The sequence below is a fragment of the Thermococcus sp. 4557 genome (assembly GCF_000221185.1).
GTDB lineage: Archaea > Methanobacteriota_B > Thermococci > Thermococcales > Thermococcaceae > Thermococcus.
Genome location: NC_015865.1, coordinates 856,525 through 871,070, shown reverse-complemented (window position 1 = coordinate 871,070; position 14,546 = coordinate 856,525). Strand labels below are relative to the sequence as shown.

Here is a 14,546-nt window from a genome sequence, read left to right as displayed (position 1 = left end):
CATTAGAGAGTTATTAGCTCCCTCTCCGCCCTCGTCAGCCTCTTTCCTCTTCCATCGTGAACGACGACGTCGTCCTCTATGCGAACACCGCCCAGACCCGGAACGTAGATTCCGGGTTCTATGGTGAAGGTCATGCCGTTCTCCAGGGCCACGTTTCCGTCCGGACCGATGTAGGGCTCTTCGTGGACGTCCAAGCCAAGGCCGTGTCCCGTCCTGTGGGTGAAGTATTCACCGTAGCCTGCTTTCGCTATCGTCTCCCTCGCGGCCTTGTCAACCTCCCTCGCGAGAACACCTTCACGGACGGCCCGGTATGCCCTCTCCTGTGCCTCTTTGACGACTTCGTAAATCTCCACCAGCCTCTCGTCCGGCCGCCCAATGGCGATTGTCCTCGTGATGTCCGAGCAGTAGCCCTTCCACTTCGCCCCGTAGTCGAGTATCACCATGTCGCCCTTCCTGAGCCTCCTGTCTCCGGGCGCGTGGTGGGGGTTGGCGGCGTTCTCACCGCCCGCCACTATCGGCTCGAATGAAATCCCATCGCTGAACTCCCTTATTGCCAGCTCTATCCTCAGAGCCAGCTCCCGCTCGCGCATGCCGAGCAAATCCCAGCTCAGAATCTCGTTAAAGACCCTGTCCGCTGCCTTGGCGGCGTGTCCCATCATCTCTATCTCGTGCTTGTCCTTTCTCATGCGGAGCTCCCTCATGAGCGAGCTCAGGGGGTGGAACTCGAAGCTGCCGAGGCGGATGACTTTCATGAGCCAGTCGGCGCGCATCGTGTCCTCTATGAGAAGCCTCCCGCCCGACAGGTGGAACTCCGCCAGGATCCAGGCGAGCTTGTCGTAGGGGTTCTCCCCGTCGCGCCAGAACGTCACCGGGAAGTTCCTGACCACGTTCTCGTAGAGGCTCGGGGCCAGGAGCCGGTAGTCACCGTCGGCGCTCACAACCAGAACGGTGAGCCTCTCACCAGCCTCGTGGATGTGGAGGCCCGTGAGATAGTAGAGATTGGTCCCGGGACTGATCAGGGCACCGTCGAAGTTCCTTTCTTTCATGAGGGAAACCAGGTTGCTGAGCCGCATTTCATCACCTCTATCCATTATTCCGCAACCCTTAAAAACTCAACCTCGAACCTCGACCGACTAGGCGGGGCAAACCCGCGGGATGTTCCCGTAAGGGAGAACCACAAACATGGAAGAGGTGAACGAGATGAGCATGTACAAGTACATTAGGGAAGCCTGGAAGAGCCCGAAGAAGAGCTACGTTGGCGACCTTCTCAAGGTCAGGATGATAAAGTGGCGCCGTGAGCCGGTCGTCGTCCGCGCCGAGAGGCCGACCAGGCTCGACAGGGCCAGGAGCCTCGGCTACCAGGCCAAGCAGGGCTACGTTATCGTCCGCGTTCGCGTCAGGAAGGGCGGAAGGAAGAGGCCCAGGTGGAAGGGCGGAAGGAAGCCGAGCAAGATGGGTATGGTCAAGTACAGCCCGAAGAAGAGCCTCCAGTGGATAGCCGAGGAGAAGGCCGCTCGCAAGTTCCCGAACCTCGAGGTCCTCAACAGCTACTGGGTCGGCGAGGACGGAATGTACAGGTGGTTTGAGGTCATAATGGTCGACCCGCACCACCCGGTCATCAAGGCTGACCCCAAGATCAACTGGATAGCCGGAAAGGCCCACAAGGGTAGGGTCTTCCGCGGACTCACCAGCGCCGGCAGGAAGAGCCGCGGCCTGAGGAACAAGGGCAAGGGCGCCGAGAAGGTCAGGCCCAGCATAAGGGCCAACAAGGGCAAGGGCAAGTGATGCCCTTCTGTTCTTTTAATTCTACCTCGGTAGTTTAAAGTCCGGTTGAAGCCTCTCCCGGGTTCTCATTCTAACCCGTTGCATCGTCATGCAACTCTTTTACTCGGGCTTCTTTTCAACCATTCTATGAGTATGACCCGGCTCTGGAAAAAATTATACTTGGAAAGAAAAAATAATAATATTTACTTATAGTGCTAGGAAAAATTTATAAGGGTTAGTTGCACTTCACATAGCGAAAGCAACCTGTGGAGGTGAACTGCTTGAAGTGGAAGCCGTTGATGGCAGTCCTGCTTGGACTGCTGATGGTTGGAGTGACAGTAGGAAGCGTTAGCGCTATCTCCTCGTGGGAATATGGGGGGCCTCTTCCCCAATCTGTCCCCACTGGGGAAAGGGTCTGGAAAATAGACTCAATAACATTCTACTACCTGCAGGTGACTCCTTATGAACTGGACGCAGTAATGCGATGTGATGATCCGGGGCTGTCTTCGTGTTCCATATCTCACACGGCTACCAGGTGTATAAGTGTCTCAGTCTCTGGCTCATTAAAAGTTGATGCCGTTGTACTCGAGGCTGAGATAGGCGAGTCCATTGGAAGTGAAGTGTGCAGACATACCACCTGTACCGCCAACGTGGAGCAGGGGAAGACTCTGTATTTTTACGTTAGGAAATCAATTCCCGTCAAGAAGGTTATCCAGAAGGAGTACGAGGTATACTGGAATCCTAAGGGCGGTACCTACTATGTGTGGACCGGCAACACGGCGGTAGCGTACACTAAGTATCAGCTATCCCTGGAATGCAGGCCTACAACAACACCTCTTGAGGGGTGATTAACCTTGAAGAAACCGTATGTGGCTTTTATCCTTCTCCTTTTCCTTGTCCTCTTAGTGGGTGTGGGAAAAGCGTCGCTCAATACAAGTTCACCTTCCAGGCCGCTGAACCTCAGGCCAGAAGAATACAGGGGCTACGTTTACACCGTTTCAGGCTCCACGTTTGAGTTGCCGGTGTACATCTGCGGAAACGCTTCGGGGAACGTGACCGTTGAGGCTTCCTATCTTGAGCACCTCTCTCTTGAAAGGGGACGGGTGGAGTATGATACCAGCTCTCCTGATTCCCTTGTCGATGTAGTTAGGGGACGTTTTCCATTGAGAATCCCTCTGAAGGTCGGCGGCCCCTCCAGGGAGGGGGGAGAAATAAGGCTCACGCTATTTACGCGTCGGGGGGAGACATTTACTGGTAAACTAAAACTGAGCAAATTCACCGTTGAAACCGCTCCTGCAGTGAACATCACGGAAATAACCTTCGGCGACAGGAGTAGGGGCACGGTTTACTTCCACGAGGGCGAGCCGAGCACGGTGGTATATACTGTCATGGTAAGGAACGGCTTAGACGTACCGATTGAGCTTCTTAACGTCTCTTATAGGATTCCTGGAGTGTCGCCCATTGGTTTTTGGGTTTTCTATACTGACAGCATTACGGACGTGCCAGATGAAGTCCCCTGGAGTCAGGTCAGGACGGGCGTCATCTCACCGGGTTCCTCGGCGGTCGTGGCGGTCTACATGGGCGTCAGTGGGGATGTTGATGGGTTTTACCTGAAGCCGAAGTTCACGTTTAAGGTCGGCAGCAGGACCATTTCCCTTCCCGGTCCAGAGTATTTTTACGTCCAGATTGGAGAAGCGTGTGCCCCCGAGGGCTAATTCTCTCTATTTTTCTGGACTTTCGAGCTTTATCCTCTTGATCCCCACCCTGTCGAAGGCCTTGTCCGAGCTGATTATCGTTCCCCCACAGTGGGCGGCCTGAAAGGCATCGAAGGGGTTGAGGTTGTGCTCCTTCATGTAGTACGCCGCCCTCAGGTAGAGGTCGTCTTCTATTCCTGTTATGGCCATCACCGCGGCGGTGATCCTTACCGGGTCAAGATTGAACCTCTTGGCGAGGAGAAGGAGCTCTATGAAGGTTGTTTCTGATGTAGTTATGTCTCCCTTATACCTCTCGTAGATTCTCTTGGCGTTGTCCTTAAGCCAGTCGTTGGGCTTCAGGAGGGCGAGGAAGAAATCGGTATCGGCGTAGACCATCTCACTCACCTGCGAGCTTTTCGGCTTCCTTTATTATCTCCCTCTTTAGCTCTTCGAGCGTTAAGGCGGGGAGCTTCTTCCCCAGTTCTTCGAGCTCCTTTAGGGGATCCTCCGGCTTGGGGATTATGAGGATACCGTCCTCGACCCTCACGAGGTAAACCTCTCGTGGGAGGTCCTTTCTCAGCTCCTTGGGGAGGTACAACCTTCCCTTCGAATCCACTTTCGCCAGCATTTTCCCACCAATATCATTTTAGTGGGACAAGTTTATAATTGTTGCCTAACAGTTTTGTGGGTTACCTTTTAAAGCACGGCGTCGAATCAACCCCGGTGAGAGCGATGGCAAAGATAAGGGCGCATCACATCAGGATTACCACGTTCATCCACGCCACCGAGGACGAGGACAAGGTTCTCGAGGCGATAGGGACGTTCATCCCCGAGGAGATAGACGATGAGGATGTCATCTTCGACATAGACGAGACCACGGGCTTCTTCGGCAACCCCATCAAGGTCGTCAACGTGGAGATAAAGCGGAGCAAGGCCGTCAGGAAGTTCATTGACTACTTCAAGGAGCTCCTGAGCGAGGAGGACAGGCGCTACCTCCTGGACCACCTTGATGAGAAGGTCGACGAGGAGGGAACCTTCTACATCCGCTTCAACAAGCAGAAGGCCTACCTCGGCGAGCCGGAGATAGACGAGGGGCCGGACGTGGTGCAGGTCAGGATAAAGGTCAAGGCCTTCCCGATGAAGAAGGAAGCCGTTGTGAAAGCCGTGAGGGAGTGGCTGGAGGAATGAGCGTCGGGACGCCCCTTGGGGACGGGGAGGAGGTATCCTTCTCCCGCGACTATTTTGTTGAGATGGACGTCAGAAGCGAGGAGGCCTACGAGCTGGCCAGTGAGTGGTTTGATGAGGTCGTCTTCACGAAGAAGCTCGTTCTCGATGGTCCCCCCGACTGGGGCGAGCTCAAGGATGAGCTCAGGTTCCTCCGCGAGCGGTACGAAAAGGTCGCCCTCCTGCTCGTTACAAACAGGCCGGGTCTGATAAAGGAGGTGAAGAAGAGGAACCTCCGTGCCCTCCTCTACGTTCAGGGCGGCGATATGAGGGTGAACCGTCTCGCCATTGAGAACGGTGTTGATGCCCTCATAAGCCCCTGGCTCGGGAGGAAGGATCCGGGATTCGACCACACCCTCGCGGGAATGGCCGCCAGGAGGGGAGTTGCCATAGGATTCTCCCTGGCGCCCCTGCTCTCCGCGGGCCCCTACGAGAGGGTTCAGATACTTCGCTTCATGACGAAGACCTGGCAGCTGGTGGACAAATACGGCGTGCCGAGGTTCATCACGAGCTCCGCGGAGACGAGGTGGGAGGTTCGCGGGCCCGGGGATCTGATGAGTCTCGGGAGAAACATAGGCATGGACGCCCCAAGGGCGAGAGCGAGCCTGAACTTCTATCCCCGGAGGCTTTTGAAAAAAGTTTGAGGGGTTAACCCCCAAGCGCCGGAAAGTGCTCCGGTTCGTAGTCTTCGAGCTTCCATTGAGGTAGCTCTCGTAGCCCTGCAAGTCAAACAAACGGAGGCCGCTGAGATTGGACAGGATTACTTTCTCTTCCTGAGTAGGGAACTCGGACTGTCTTAAGTTTTCTTTAGTCGTTTCATTGACGACAGGACGGCATTCACTCCCTCAACGTCCCCTTTAACGGCAACGGCGACGAAGTACTCTCCGCGTTCAAGGCAGACGGAGGTCGTTCTTCCGTCGGAAGTGTCGAGCAGGTAGCGGGCGTAGTCGCACTGTCCGCGAATCCCGTACACGAGAAGGGCCACACTGACGTTCTTCTCACCCACAGATGTCAAAAACTCTTTTCTAGCGAGGGCCCAGAGCGCGGGTTCTCCGACGGGTTTCAGGACAAAGCTCCCGTTGAGCTCCCCAATTACGGCGTTGAGCACTTCTTCAGGAGTCGGCCCCCTAACTTCCCGGCCGTTCTTCAGCCCGCATGAAAGGCCCTTCGCGGTTCTTTCAACGTCTTCCATTTTCCCTCTCAGCACAATGATTTCTTTTTCCCGAAGGGAAACGTAGATTGATTCCCCGCCCCGCGTCCACAGCGACCACCTGCAGTCCCCGCTTTTTCCCTCCATCCGCTTGACGTATCCAGTTTCTTTGAGCTCGATTTCCATGGCTTCGTAGGTGTTCTTAACCCACTCGCCGGGCCAGTCAGATAGGTTGAGCCTGCCAACTCTGACGCTCCCGCTTGAGCTCCAGTTGAAGCGGTATTCTCTAAAAATCGGCGGTTCGCTGGCGTTCCAGATGCCCGGGTCTCTCCACCGGAGTGCGAAAGCCTTGACGCCCGGACAGTGCCCCCTGGCCGAGACCACAGTTAGACCTCCGCCCGGAACCCTCATCTTTGCGAGATAAATGCACCCGTTGCCTTTGATGAACAGGAAATCGTCTATAATGCCGGAGTAGGTTCCATAATTCTCCACGAGCTTGGTGTATCCCTTCGATTCGATGCGTTTTGTAGCATCGTCGTAGGCCTTGTTCACCTTTCCGCGAGGCTCGTAGATGGCCACGAAGTGGCCGACAATGGGAAGTTCAATCCTCCTCGATTTCCATGCGCTCCCAGTAACCCGTACCGTGGAGTTACCGAGTACTTGGTTGCATGAATACATAACGTCGGCCGTCCCATCAATTGGCCAGGTATCGCCCTCCCCTTCCCAGCAACCGGTTGCTTGGTGAAGGCCGAACTCAAGGTTTGGCCCCATCACAGGAGGGGGCGTCAGGAGTACCATTGAGACGAGTGAGATGACCAAAAACGGTGCCAGCAGGAGGGGCCTTTTGCTGTAGTAGTCCCTGAAAACCGCCGGGGGTATGATAACCGCGGAGATAAAGAGGAGGACTCCGAGGAAGTGGTTGAGCTGGAGAAGTATCCACGCGAGGAAAGAGAGCAACGCCGAGATGGCGATGGAGACAGCCAGTTTGCCCGCCATGTTCCTCCATAACCTCTACGTCGTAGAGGGTTATAAGGTTTACAATCGCTTCAAATTATTCCGAAGTGTTTCCACAAGGGTTATTAGTGCTGGGCCCGTAGTCCCTCCGATGGGCCATGCTCCGGCTGGAAATCTACTGCGACGAGGGCGAGGGTGAGAAGGTCAGGGATGTTCTGACCAAGTGGAGCCTCCAGTTCTACGCCGAGGAAGTGCAGAGCAACGAGCACAGGGCGCTCAAATTCACCGTCCTCGTGCCGGATTTTGTAATTAACGACGTCGTCGACGAGCTGATGAAAGCCGTTGACCTGCGGAAGGGTCACTCCTCGATAACCTGGGCCCCCGTCAGCGGGAAGTCCGTGAAGTACGCAAACTCGGTAAAGTCCCTTAAGAAGTTCAAGCGCCGCTGGACCCTGGCGGCCATAGAGGGGCTCATCGAGAACGCCAACAACCAGGCTCAGGTCGACCCGATTCAGCTCACCCTCGGCGCCGTTGCCTCGATTATAGCCCTCTTCGGCCTCATCAACGACAGCATAGTCATGATAATATCCGCCATGCTCCTCTCGCCGATCCTCGGTCCGCTCTACGGCTTCTCCCTCAACATCGTCATGGGCAAGGGAAGGGATGCCCTCGATGCCGTTTCCTCAATCCTAAAGCTCCTCGGCGTCATATTCCTGTCGGCCCTCCTCGTGTCCCTGGCCCTGAGGTTTGCGGGCTCAATGCCCCTCGAACCAACCCACGAGATACTCGTCCGCGGCGATTCCGGGCTGGTTTACATACTCCTGGCTATAATCCTCGGCTACGCCGGAATAGTTGCCATAGTTAGCAGAATCCCGGAGATTCTGGCCGGCGTCTCGATCGCCGCCGCCCTCGTCCCGCCGACAACGGTCATAGGGATATCCCTCGCTATGGGCTGGTGGGGAATTTTTAGGGGCTCGCTCGTCCTCACCGTTGAGAACGTCCTCGGCCTTCTCAGCGGTTCTCTACTTGGACTCTACGTCCTGAACGTCTCCCCCAGGAGTTACTACGAGAGAAGGGCCGCAAAGCTCTACACGAAGAGAACGATGCTGGTGCTGGCAATTATGCTCGTCACTCTGGTACTTGTGGAGCTCCTCAGCTAGGCCACTTCCGTCTGCTCGTAGACGGGTCTGCCCTTCCTGTGCTTGACCAGGAGACCGTAGAAGAACTCCTTCATGTCAGGACCCATCTCGTCGTCGAGGAGCAGGTCGGCCCTTCCGGGGTACTCCTTCTCAGCCTTCGTGATGAGGAGGGCTATCTGGGGCGTGAGGTGCTCCAAGAGTGCTCTGACGAGTTCGGGGTAGACCTCTTCCTCCAGCTCCTCGTCCGATTCGATGCCGAGGTAGACGACGAAGCCCTTCATCTGAACCGCGAGAACGAATTCGTCCTCGCTCAGCTCGAAGAAGGAGAAGTTGTAGCTCTTGGAGTCGGTTCTCGCCAGCAGAACCCCCCTTATGGAGAGGGTCACCGGCTCCTCGTCTATCTCGAACACAAGGTCCTTGGCGAGCTCCCTGGTCGCTATGGCGTACAGCTCCTCGATTGGCATGGGCCTATCTTTCCCCGGGGGAATAAAAGGCTTTCGCGTCACGTTTTTAACGATGACGTCCAAAGAGATTACGGTGGTGTTATGAAGATCACTCGCTTCGGTGTATCGGTTCCGGATGAGCTGCTCGAAAGATTCGACCGTATAATTGAGGAGAAGGGCTACGTCAACAGGAGCGAGGCAATAAGGGACATGATGCGGGACTTTATAGTCCGACACGAGTGGGAGGAGGGAGACCGGGACGTTGCCGGTACAATCACGATAGTTTACAACCACGACGAGGCCGACGTCGTGAAGGAACTCCTCGATCTCCAGCACGACTACGTTGACGAGATAATCTCAAGCCTCCACGTCCACATGGACGAACACAACTGCCTCGAGGTCGTCGTGGTCAAGGGCAAGGCCACGAGGATAAAGGAGATAGCCGAGAGGCTGATAAGCCTGAAGGGGGTAAAGCACGGGAAGCTCGTGATGACGACCACCGGGAGGGAACTGGTTTGATAAAATTTGAGGGGTGGCGAAGGTGAGGCTCTTTTCCTTCCTCTCATCCCTGCTGGTCGTGCTCTCCTTCGCCCTGCCGTGGTTCCGCTTTGACGGCGGAGAGATAACCTTCATCGGCATCCTCCGCGAAGTCCTGACCATCCCGAGCGGGTTCGAGGGGGCCTTCTGGTGGCTCAACCCCAACAGCACCGCGGGCATGTTCACCTTCATAGCGTTCTTTGCTGGGATATTCATGATCCTCGTGGCGGTGCTCTTCGGGGTCCTGGGCGGCAGGCTCGGGCCCGGAATCGGCACCGTCGGGATGTTCGTCTTCACCGTGGTCTCATGGTACGTCTACGGCTCCGGTTACTTTGGAATCCTGGCGGAGGGCTACGTTATAGCCCTGCTCAGCTTTGTAATAGGCTTCGTGGTCGCGGGCGGCGAAAAGCTCTAGCCAACGACCTCGGCTATCTCGCCATTCCCGGGCGGCAGGGCTGACATGATGTCCTCTTCCCTTACCTTGTAGCCCCACTTTTCGAGGATGCGCTTTATCCTCTTTACCAGCTCGCTCTTCTTGAGTGAACCGGGGCGGATTACGATGTATCTGTTCGTGTGGGCCTTTATTGCATCGACCGGGGCGCAGACGACGAAGTCTTCGCCCTCGTAGTTGATTACGCCGACGGCGAGCTTGAGCGGAAGTCCGTGGAGCCAGTTCCTCTTGCCGTAGACCATGAAGGCCCCCTTGCCCAGATACTCGCCGCTGGGCGTCTGCTTGGTGACCTGGTTCGGATGCGCCCAGTAGGCGTCCTCGCTGTAAACGCCCCTGCTCCATGCCTTGCTCATCGAAACCGCGAACTGGCAGGCCTCGAAGATGGTCTTTTCTCCAGCCTTCTGGCCGTCCTTGATGACGACGTGCGGGGCGCCGTAAACGTCCGCGTGACAGTAGAGGTCGTTATCGTCCATGTGCCTCTTTATGAGAATCTCGTTGGTACCGGCGTCTTTGCCCGCCAGAACAAGGAAGCCCTCGCTCGAGACGAACCAGCGGAACTTCTCGAACCACTTCTTCTTTCTCCTCTCTATCCTCTTAACGCTGAGCTCCTTCTTGAGCTCCTCCTCGATGAGCCTCTCTATCTCGTCCAGCTTCCTCTTCGTATCCTCGTAGGCCTTAAGCGCCCCCTCGTGCTTGTGCCTGAACTTCTTGGCCTTCTCGTAGTAGAGCTCGGCGTTCTCGCCTATGCTCCTGTTGAGGTACAGCCGGACCTTCTTCCCCTCAAGCTCTATCGTCACGGCCTTTTCCTTCGGGTCGGTTCCCTTCACCATGAGCGCGACCCTGTTGCCGGCCCTCTTGCCCTCCTCTATACGCTTCTTGAACTCGTCCCAGCCGAGTGTCTCCGTGGCTTTCCTGAACTCCTCTAAAAGCCTCTCTATGAGGGCGTAGTTCGCGTAGATCAGGTCCCCTATTTCTTGGTTGGCCTTTGCCCCCTCCTCAAAGCCCTTGAGCATCTCCTCCTGCTTCCTGAGTGTCATGAGGAGCTGCCTCTTCTTGGCCTCGAGCCTCTTCGTCTGCTCGACCCTCGCCTTCTCCATGGTTATCTTTCCAAAGTACTCGTCGAGGGCCTCGCTGAATGTGGTAAAATAGCGCTTCTCGAACCCCTCGTAGATTCTCAGCTCTATCGGAACGACGTCGTGCATGTTTCCGTCCTTGAGGACTATGTTGGGCCTCGCTTCATCATTGAACGTGTCCATCATCGCCTCATAGACCCTCAGCAGGTCTTCATCGCTCAGCTCCTTAACCGGTGTCGTCTTGTCGAAGCCGGCCCTGATGGAAATCTCCTCCGCGTACATTCCGCCCATGTTGAGCTTCCTTGCCAGAGCGCGCACGAGCTCGAGCTCTTCATTCTCCCGCATCAGCTCGATGAACCTATCCCGCGTTACCTCGAGCGGGTTCTCCCTGGCGGGGGGATACTGGTATTCCGCCTTCGGCATTATCCTCCTGTCCTTGTACTCCTCGTAGCGCAACGCCGCAACGATTCTGTTCTCCCCGTCCACGAGTATCACGTTTCCCCTCCTGAATAGCTCGCCGACGAGGGTGTAGTCCCCAACGCGAATCTTCACTATCCTGTCGAAGCCGTGCTGCTCTATCGCGTCTATGAACCCGCCGCTGAGGTGCTTCCTGAGGAGCATGGTGAAGCTCGACGGCTGCTTCGGCGCCTCCTTCACGTACGTCGTCACATGGAAGCGCTTCCCGGCCTGAAGGATTAAATCCTGCCTCCCCTCCTTCGTCCTGAGCTTTATCCTAATCTCATCGCCGTCGTGGTAAATCTTATCAACGCGAGAGCCAACCAGGGACTGCAGTTCCCTCACGATGTAGCGGATATCCACGCTGCTCATCTCTTCCTTCATTCTCTCACCCCTCACGGATTGTTCCTCTCCCCTTTAAACCTAACCGGTGTTCGCAAGTGTTCACGGGGCCAACTCTGTTCCGGATAATGTTAAATACTCCGAGTGCGATAACACTCCCGGTGATATAGAGTGAAAGGTTACTTTACATTCGTCCTCCACACCCACATTCCATACGTTCGAAAGCACGGAAAATGGCCCTTCGGGGAGGAATGGCTCTACGAGGCCATGAGTGAAACGTACCTGCCCCTCCTCATGGAGTTCGAGCGCCTCCGCTCCTCGGGGGTGAGGTTCCAGCTCGTGATTAACATAACCCCCGTCTTGGCCGAGCAGCTGGCCGACGACTACATCAAGGTCGAGTTCGAGAGGTACCTGACACGGAAGATTGAAACCACCGAGGAAGACCTGAAATCGGACAAGTACGACGAGAGGGCAGTTAGGGCCTCCCTGAACCACTTCAGGAAGGTCTACGACTACTGGAGGGCCATAAACGGCGACATCGTAGGAAAGTTCCGCGAGTTCCAGGATGCGGGATACATCGAGGTGATAACCTCGGCTGCAACGCACGGCTACCTGCCACTCCTCGGCAGGGACGAGGCGATAAGGGCTCAGCTCGCCAATGGAGTCGCCACTTACGAGAAGCACTTCGGCAGGCGGCCGAGGGGGATATGGCTGCCCGAATGCGCCTACCGGCCGGCGGGGGAGTGGGAACTGCCGGACGGGAGGAAGGTTGAGAGGAAGGGCATGGAGAAATTCCTGGAGGAGTTCGGCATCGAGTACTTCTTCGTGGAGAGCAACCTGATCGACGAGGGTCCGGTGACGAAGGGCTACGGCGAGATTCCGCTCTACAAGGGAGAGAAGAGCACGCTGAGGCCCTACTGGATCAAGGGTTCTCGGGTGGCAGTCTTTGCCCGCAACAGGGAAACGGGCCACCAGGTCTGGAGCGCGCACTACGGCTATCCCGGCGACTTCTGGTACAGGGAGTTCCACAGGAAGGCCGAAAAGAGCGGCGGCCAGTACTGGCGCGTAACGGGGAAAAACGTTGACCTCGGCGAGAAGGAGTTCTACGACCCAGGGAAGGCCATGGAGCGGGTTGAGGAGCACGCCAGGCACTTCGTCTCGTTGGCGGAGAGGCTGCTGGGTGAGTTCGAGGAGAGGTTCGGGGAGAAGGGAATAATCGTCTCGCCCTACGACACGGAGCTCTTCGGCCACTGGTGGTTCGAGGGCGTCAAGTGGCTCGGAAGGGTTCTTGAGCTGATGGCGGAAAGGGGAATCGTCACCACAACGCTCTCCTCCTATCTTGACAACTACACCGGCGAGAGGTATGAGATTGAGCTCCCCGAGGGCTCGTGGGGGGCCAACGCGGATCACTCGACGTGGTGGAACGAGGAGACCGAATGGACGTGGGGGCACGTCTACAGAGCCGAGGACCGGATGGTGGCGCTGGCGAGTGCGTACTACGGAAGGGACAGAACCGCCGATAGAATCCTCGAACAGCTTGCGAGGGAGTTGCTGATACTCGAGGCCAGCGACTGGCAGTTCCTCATAACGACCGGCCAGGCGAGGGATTACGGAAAGAGGAGGATTCTGGTGCACAGCAGGGACTTCCACAGGCTGGCCAACGAGCTGGTGAGGTACGTCAAAACCGGAGACTTCGACGTTAAGCTCCTTGAGGAGCTCGAGGAAAGGGACAATCCATTCAAACCAGTGGTTGTCGCTAGCTACGTGAGCGAAAGTCCCCCAGAGGTCCAGGAGTACGTCGAACCGCCCGAGGTTCCACCCGAAAGGAGTGAAGAGCCAGTTGAACGGCCGAGGGAGGAGCTTCCGGAGAGGGCGTACGCCACCGAGGTCGTCAAGGAGATTGTCGTTAAGTCCCCCCGAAAGGTGAAGATGCCCAGCCCGGAGGAATCCAGAAAGCCCCGGACGCGGAAGAAGGGAAAACCTGGCAGGGTCGAGAGCGACCTCCTGAGGATAAAGGGCATCGGGCCGAAAACGCTGGCAAAGCTCCAGCGAGCCGGGGTTCATAGCATCGAGGACCTCAAGATGGCGGACGTTGAGGAGCTGGCCAGAAGAACGCGCATTTCGCCCAAGAGGCTGAGAAAGTTCCTGGCCCAGGTTTTCTGAATTTTCCTTTGTTTTTGTTTCGAAAGCCTTTTCTGAAGTTTTGACAAACTATCTATGTGGTTGCCATGAAGAAAGTTGAGGCGATTATTAGGGGAAACGATTTCGACCGGGTGAAGAACGCCCTCAAGCAGATAGGCATCGTGCCCCTGACGGTCTATCCGGTACAGGGGAGGGGCGTTCAGGGGGGCGTTCCGCCCTACGACCTTCTCCCGAAGATGAAGATCGAGGTCGTCGTGAAGGACAAAGACCTTGAGAAGGTGGTTGACGTCATCATCAGGAACGCGAGGAGCGGAACACCAGGGGATGGGAAGATATTCATAAGCCCCGTGGAAGATGCGATTAGGATAAGAACGGGGGAGAGGGGAAACGAAGCCCTCTACTGAGGGCTTTCTTTTTTCACAGGAACGCGTACCTGTTCCTGTAGAGCTCGATGAGGGAGCTGGCTATCAGGTACACTTCTACCGCGGCCAGGATGGTGAGGAACACCAGGTATCCCTGCGCGAAGGACACGCTCTTCCCCAGGTGCTCCGCTATGGTGCTCACCTGGTTGGGGTCGCGTAGGGCACCTAGGGAATAGACTATCGCGTTGAAACCCACGACCAGGGGAATCGGGGCCGAGGCATAGGCCAGCAGGAGTCCGGTGTAGCCCCTCCTCTGAAGGGACAGCATCGACAGGATTATCGGGATGGCCAGGATGAGCGCCGTTATGGCGAAGAACTGGTTGAGGAACGCACCGGTCAGGATGAAGAACGACGTCATTCCGAAGATGTATTTCCGGTATACCCTCTTAAGCTCGACGAGCTTCTTAGGGATGAAGTCGTACTCGGCCGACCTGGAATACAGGAGGACCTTGTTCACAGCTTTCAGGTAGTTCTTTTTGCCCTCCTTTTCTATGCCCTTGTCGGTGCTCATCAATTTGAGCTCCTTGGCTTTTTTGAAGAAGAACTCTGCCAGCTCCTCGTTGTCCTTCTCGACCTTGGAGGCGACCTCACGGAAGTTCCTCGCGGCTTCCTCCAGGGATTTCTTGACTTTCGTCTTCTCCTTTTCACTTAGGATGCCGAGCCTCTCGATCTTTTCAAGGGTTGATTCGAGAACTTCGGCAGTTTCAAGAAGTATTTTTTCGCTTTTCACCTATACCCCCCCAAAATGAGAAAGA

Annotated in this window: 17 protein-coding genes; 10 read left to right on the top strand and 7 right to left on the bottom strand. The window is 56.2% G+C overall.

The window, feature by feature from the left end; genetic code table 11:
- Window positions 1–2: 2 nt before the first annotated feature.
- Entirely contained in the window at window positions 3–1,073 is a 1,071-nt protein-coding gene (locus GQS_RS04495) for a Xaa-Pro peptidase family protein (protein ID WP_014012484.1), read from the bottom strand.
- Window positions 1,074–1,200: 127 nt separating this feature from the next.
- Between GQS_RS04495 and GQS_RS04490 the strand changes: the two genes are divergently transcribed.
- The 3 genes from GQS_RS04490 (at window position 1,201) to GQS_RS04480 (ending at window position 3,479) form a co-directional block, all read left to right on the top strand.
- On the top strand, window positions 1,201–1,785 hold the full coding sequence (locus tag GQS_RS04490; RefSeq protein WP_014012483.1) for a 50S ribosomal protein L15e: 585 nt from the start codon (window positions 1,201–1,203) through the stop codon (window positions 1,783–1,785).
- Window positions 1,786–2,045: 260 nt separating this feature from the next.
- A complete protein-coding gene (locus tag GQS_RS04485; RefSeq protein WP_014012482.1) occupies window positions 2,046–2,612 on the top strand; it encodes a hypothetical protein in 567 nt (188 codons plus the stop codon).
- A gap of 6 nt (window positions 2,613–2,618) precedes the next feature.
- The gene (locus GQS_RS04480) at window positions 2,619–3,479 is read left to right on the top strand and encodes a hypothetical protein (protein WP_014012481.1); all 861 of its coding nucleotides are present in this window, start codon (window positions 2,619–2,621) and stop codon (window positions 3,477–3,479) included.
- A gap of 6 nt (window positions 3,480–3,485) precedes the next feature.
- Here GQS_RS04480 and GQS_RS04475 read toward each other — a convergent pair whose 3' ends face one another.
- Window positions 3,486–3,854, bottom strand: a complete 369-nt coding sequence (locus tag GQS_RS04475) for a PIN domain-containing protein (protein ID WP_014012480.1) — start codon at window positions 3,852–3,854, stop codon at window positions 3,486–3,488.
- Window position 3,855: 1 nt separating this feature from the next.
- Window positions 3,856–4,086 (bottom strand): AbrB/MazE/SpoVT family DNA-binding domain-containing protein, encoded by a 231-nt coding sequence (locus GQS_RS04470; protein ID WP_014012479.1) that lies wholly within the window; start codon window positions 4,084–4,086, stop codon window positions 3,856–3,858.
- A gap of 104 nt (window positions 4,087–4,190) precedes the next feature.
- On the opposite strand from GQS_RS04470, the gene GQS_RS04465 reads away from it, so the two are divergent.
- The gene (locus GQS_RS04465; RefSeq protein ID WP_014012478.1) at window positions 4,191–4,646 is read left to right on the top strand and encodes an RNA-binding protein; all 456 of its coding nucleotides are present in this window, start codon (window positions 4,191–4,193) and stop codon (window positions 4,644–4,646) included.
- Window positions 4,643–5,326: a Ribonuclease P protein component 3 gene (locus GQS_RS04460; protein ID WP_014012477.1), complete on the top strand. Its 684-nt coding sequence runs from the start codon at window positions 4,643–4,645 to the stop codon at window positions 5,324–5,326. The genes GQS_RS04465 and GQS_RS04460 overlap by 4 nt, the downstream gene beginning before the upstream one ends.
- 152 nt (window positions 5,327–5,478) lie before the next feature.
- Here GQS_RS04460 and GQS_RS04455 read toward each other — a convergent pair whose 3' ends face one another.
- A complete protein-coding gene (locus GQS_RS04455; RefSeq protein WP_014012476.1) occupies window positions 5,479–6,828 on the bottom strand; it encodes a hypothetical protein in 1,350 nt (449 codons plus the stop codon).
- A 116-nt stretch (window positions 6,829–6,944) separates the two neighbouring features.
- Between GQS_RS04455 and GQS_RS04450 the strand changes: the two genes are divergently transcribed.
- Window positions 6,945–7,946: a TIGR00341 family protein gene (locus tag GQS_RS04450; protein ID WP_014012475.1), complete on the top strand. Its 1,002-nt coding sequence runs from the start codon at window positions 6,945–6,947 to the stop codon at window positions 7,944–7,946.
- Here GQS_RS04450 and GQS_RS04445 read toward each other — a convergent pair.
- Window positions 7,943–8,389: a hypothetical protein gene (locus GQS_RS04445; RefSeq protein ID WP_014012474.1), complete on the bottom strand. Its 447-nt coding sequence runs from the start codon at window positions 8,387–8,389 to the stop codon at window positions 7,943–7,945. The two genes, GQS_RS04450 and GQS_RS04445, sit on opposite strands and share 4 nt — an antisense overlap.
- Window positions 8,390–8,470: 81 nt before the next feature.
- Between GQS_RS04445 and nikR the strand changes: the two genes are divergently transcribed.
- Complete coding sequence (nikR, locus tag GQS_RS04440; protein ID WP_014012473.1) at window positions 8,471–8,887, top strand: nickel-responsive transcriptional regulator NikR; 417 nt, start codon at window positions 8,471–8,473, stop codon at window positions 8,885–8,887.
- A gap of 22 nt (window positions 8,888–8,909) precedes the next feature.
- Window positions 8,910–9,320 (top strand): hypothetical protein, encoded by a 411-nt coding sequence (locus tag GQS_RS04435; RefSeq protein ID WP_014012472.1) that lies wholly within the window; start codon window positions 8,910–8,912, stop codon window positions 9,318–9,320.
- Here the strand turns inward: GQS_RS04435 and rqcH are convergent.
- A complete protein-coding gene (rqcH, locus tag GQS_RS04430; protein WP_014012471.1) occupies window positions 9,317–11,269 on the bottom strand; it encodes a ribosome rescue protein RqcH in 1,953 nt (650 codons plus the stop codon). The two genes, GQS_RS04435 and rqcH, sit on opposite strands and share 4 nt — an antisense overlap.
- 129 nt (window positions 11,270–11,398) lie before the next feature.
- Between rqcH and GQS_RS04425 the strand changes: the two genes are divergently transcribed.
- Window positions 11,399–13,390 (top strand): 1,4-alpha-glucan branching protein, encoded by a 1,992-nt coding sequence (locus GQS_RS04425; protein ID WP_014012470.1) that lies wholly within the window; start codon window positions 11,399–11,401, stop codon window positions 13,388–13,390.
- A 65-nt stretch (window positions 13,391–13,455) separates the two neighbouring features.
- Window positions 13,456–13,773: a P-II family nitrogen regulator gene (locus GQS_RS04420; RefSeq protein WP_014012469.1), complete on the top strand. Its 318-nt coding sequence runs from the start codon at window positions 13,456–13,458 to the stop codon at window positions 13,771–13,773.
- A 13-nt stretch (window positions 13,774–13,786) separates the two neighbouring features.
- Here the strand turns inward: GQS_RS04420 and GQS_RS04415 are convergent, their stop codons facing one another.
- A complete protein-coding gene (locus GQS_RS04415; protein WP_014012468.1) occupies window positions 13,787–14,521 on the bottom strand; it encodes a hypothetical protein in 735 nt (244 codons plus the stop codon).
- Window positions 14,522–14,546 lie beyond the last annotated feature (25 nt).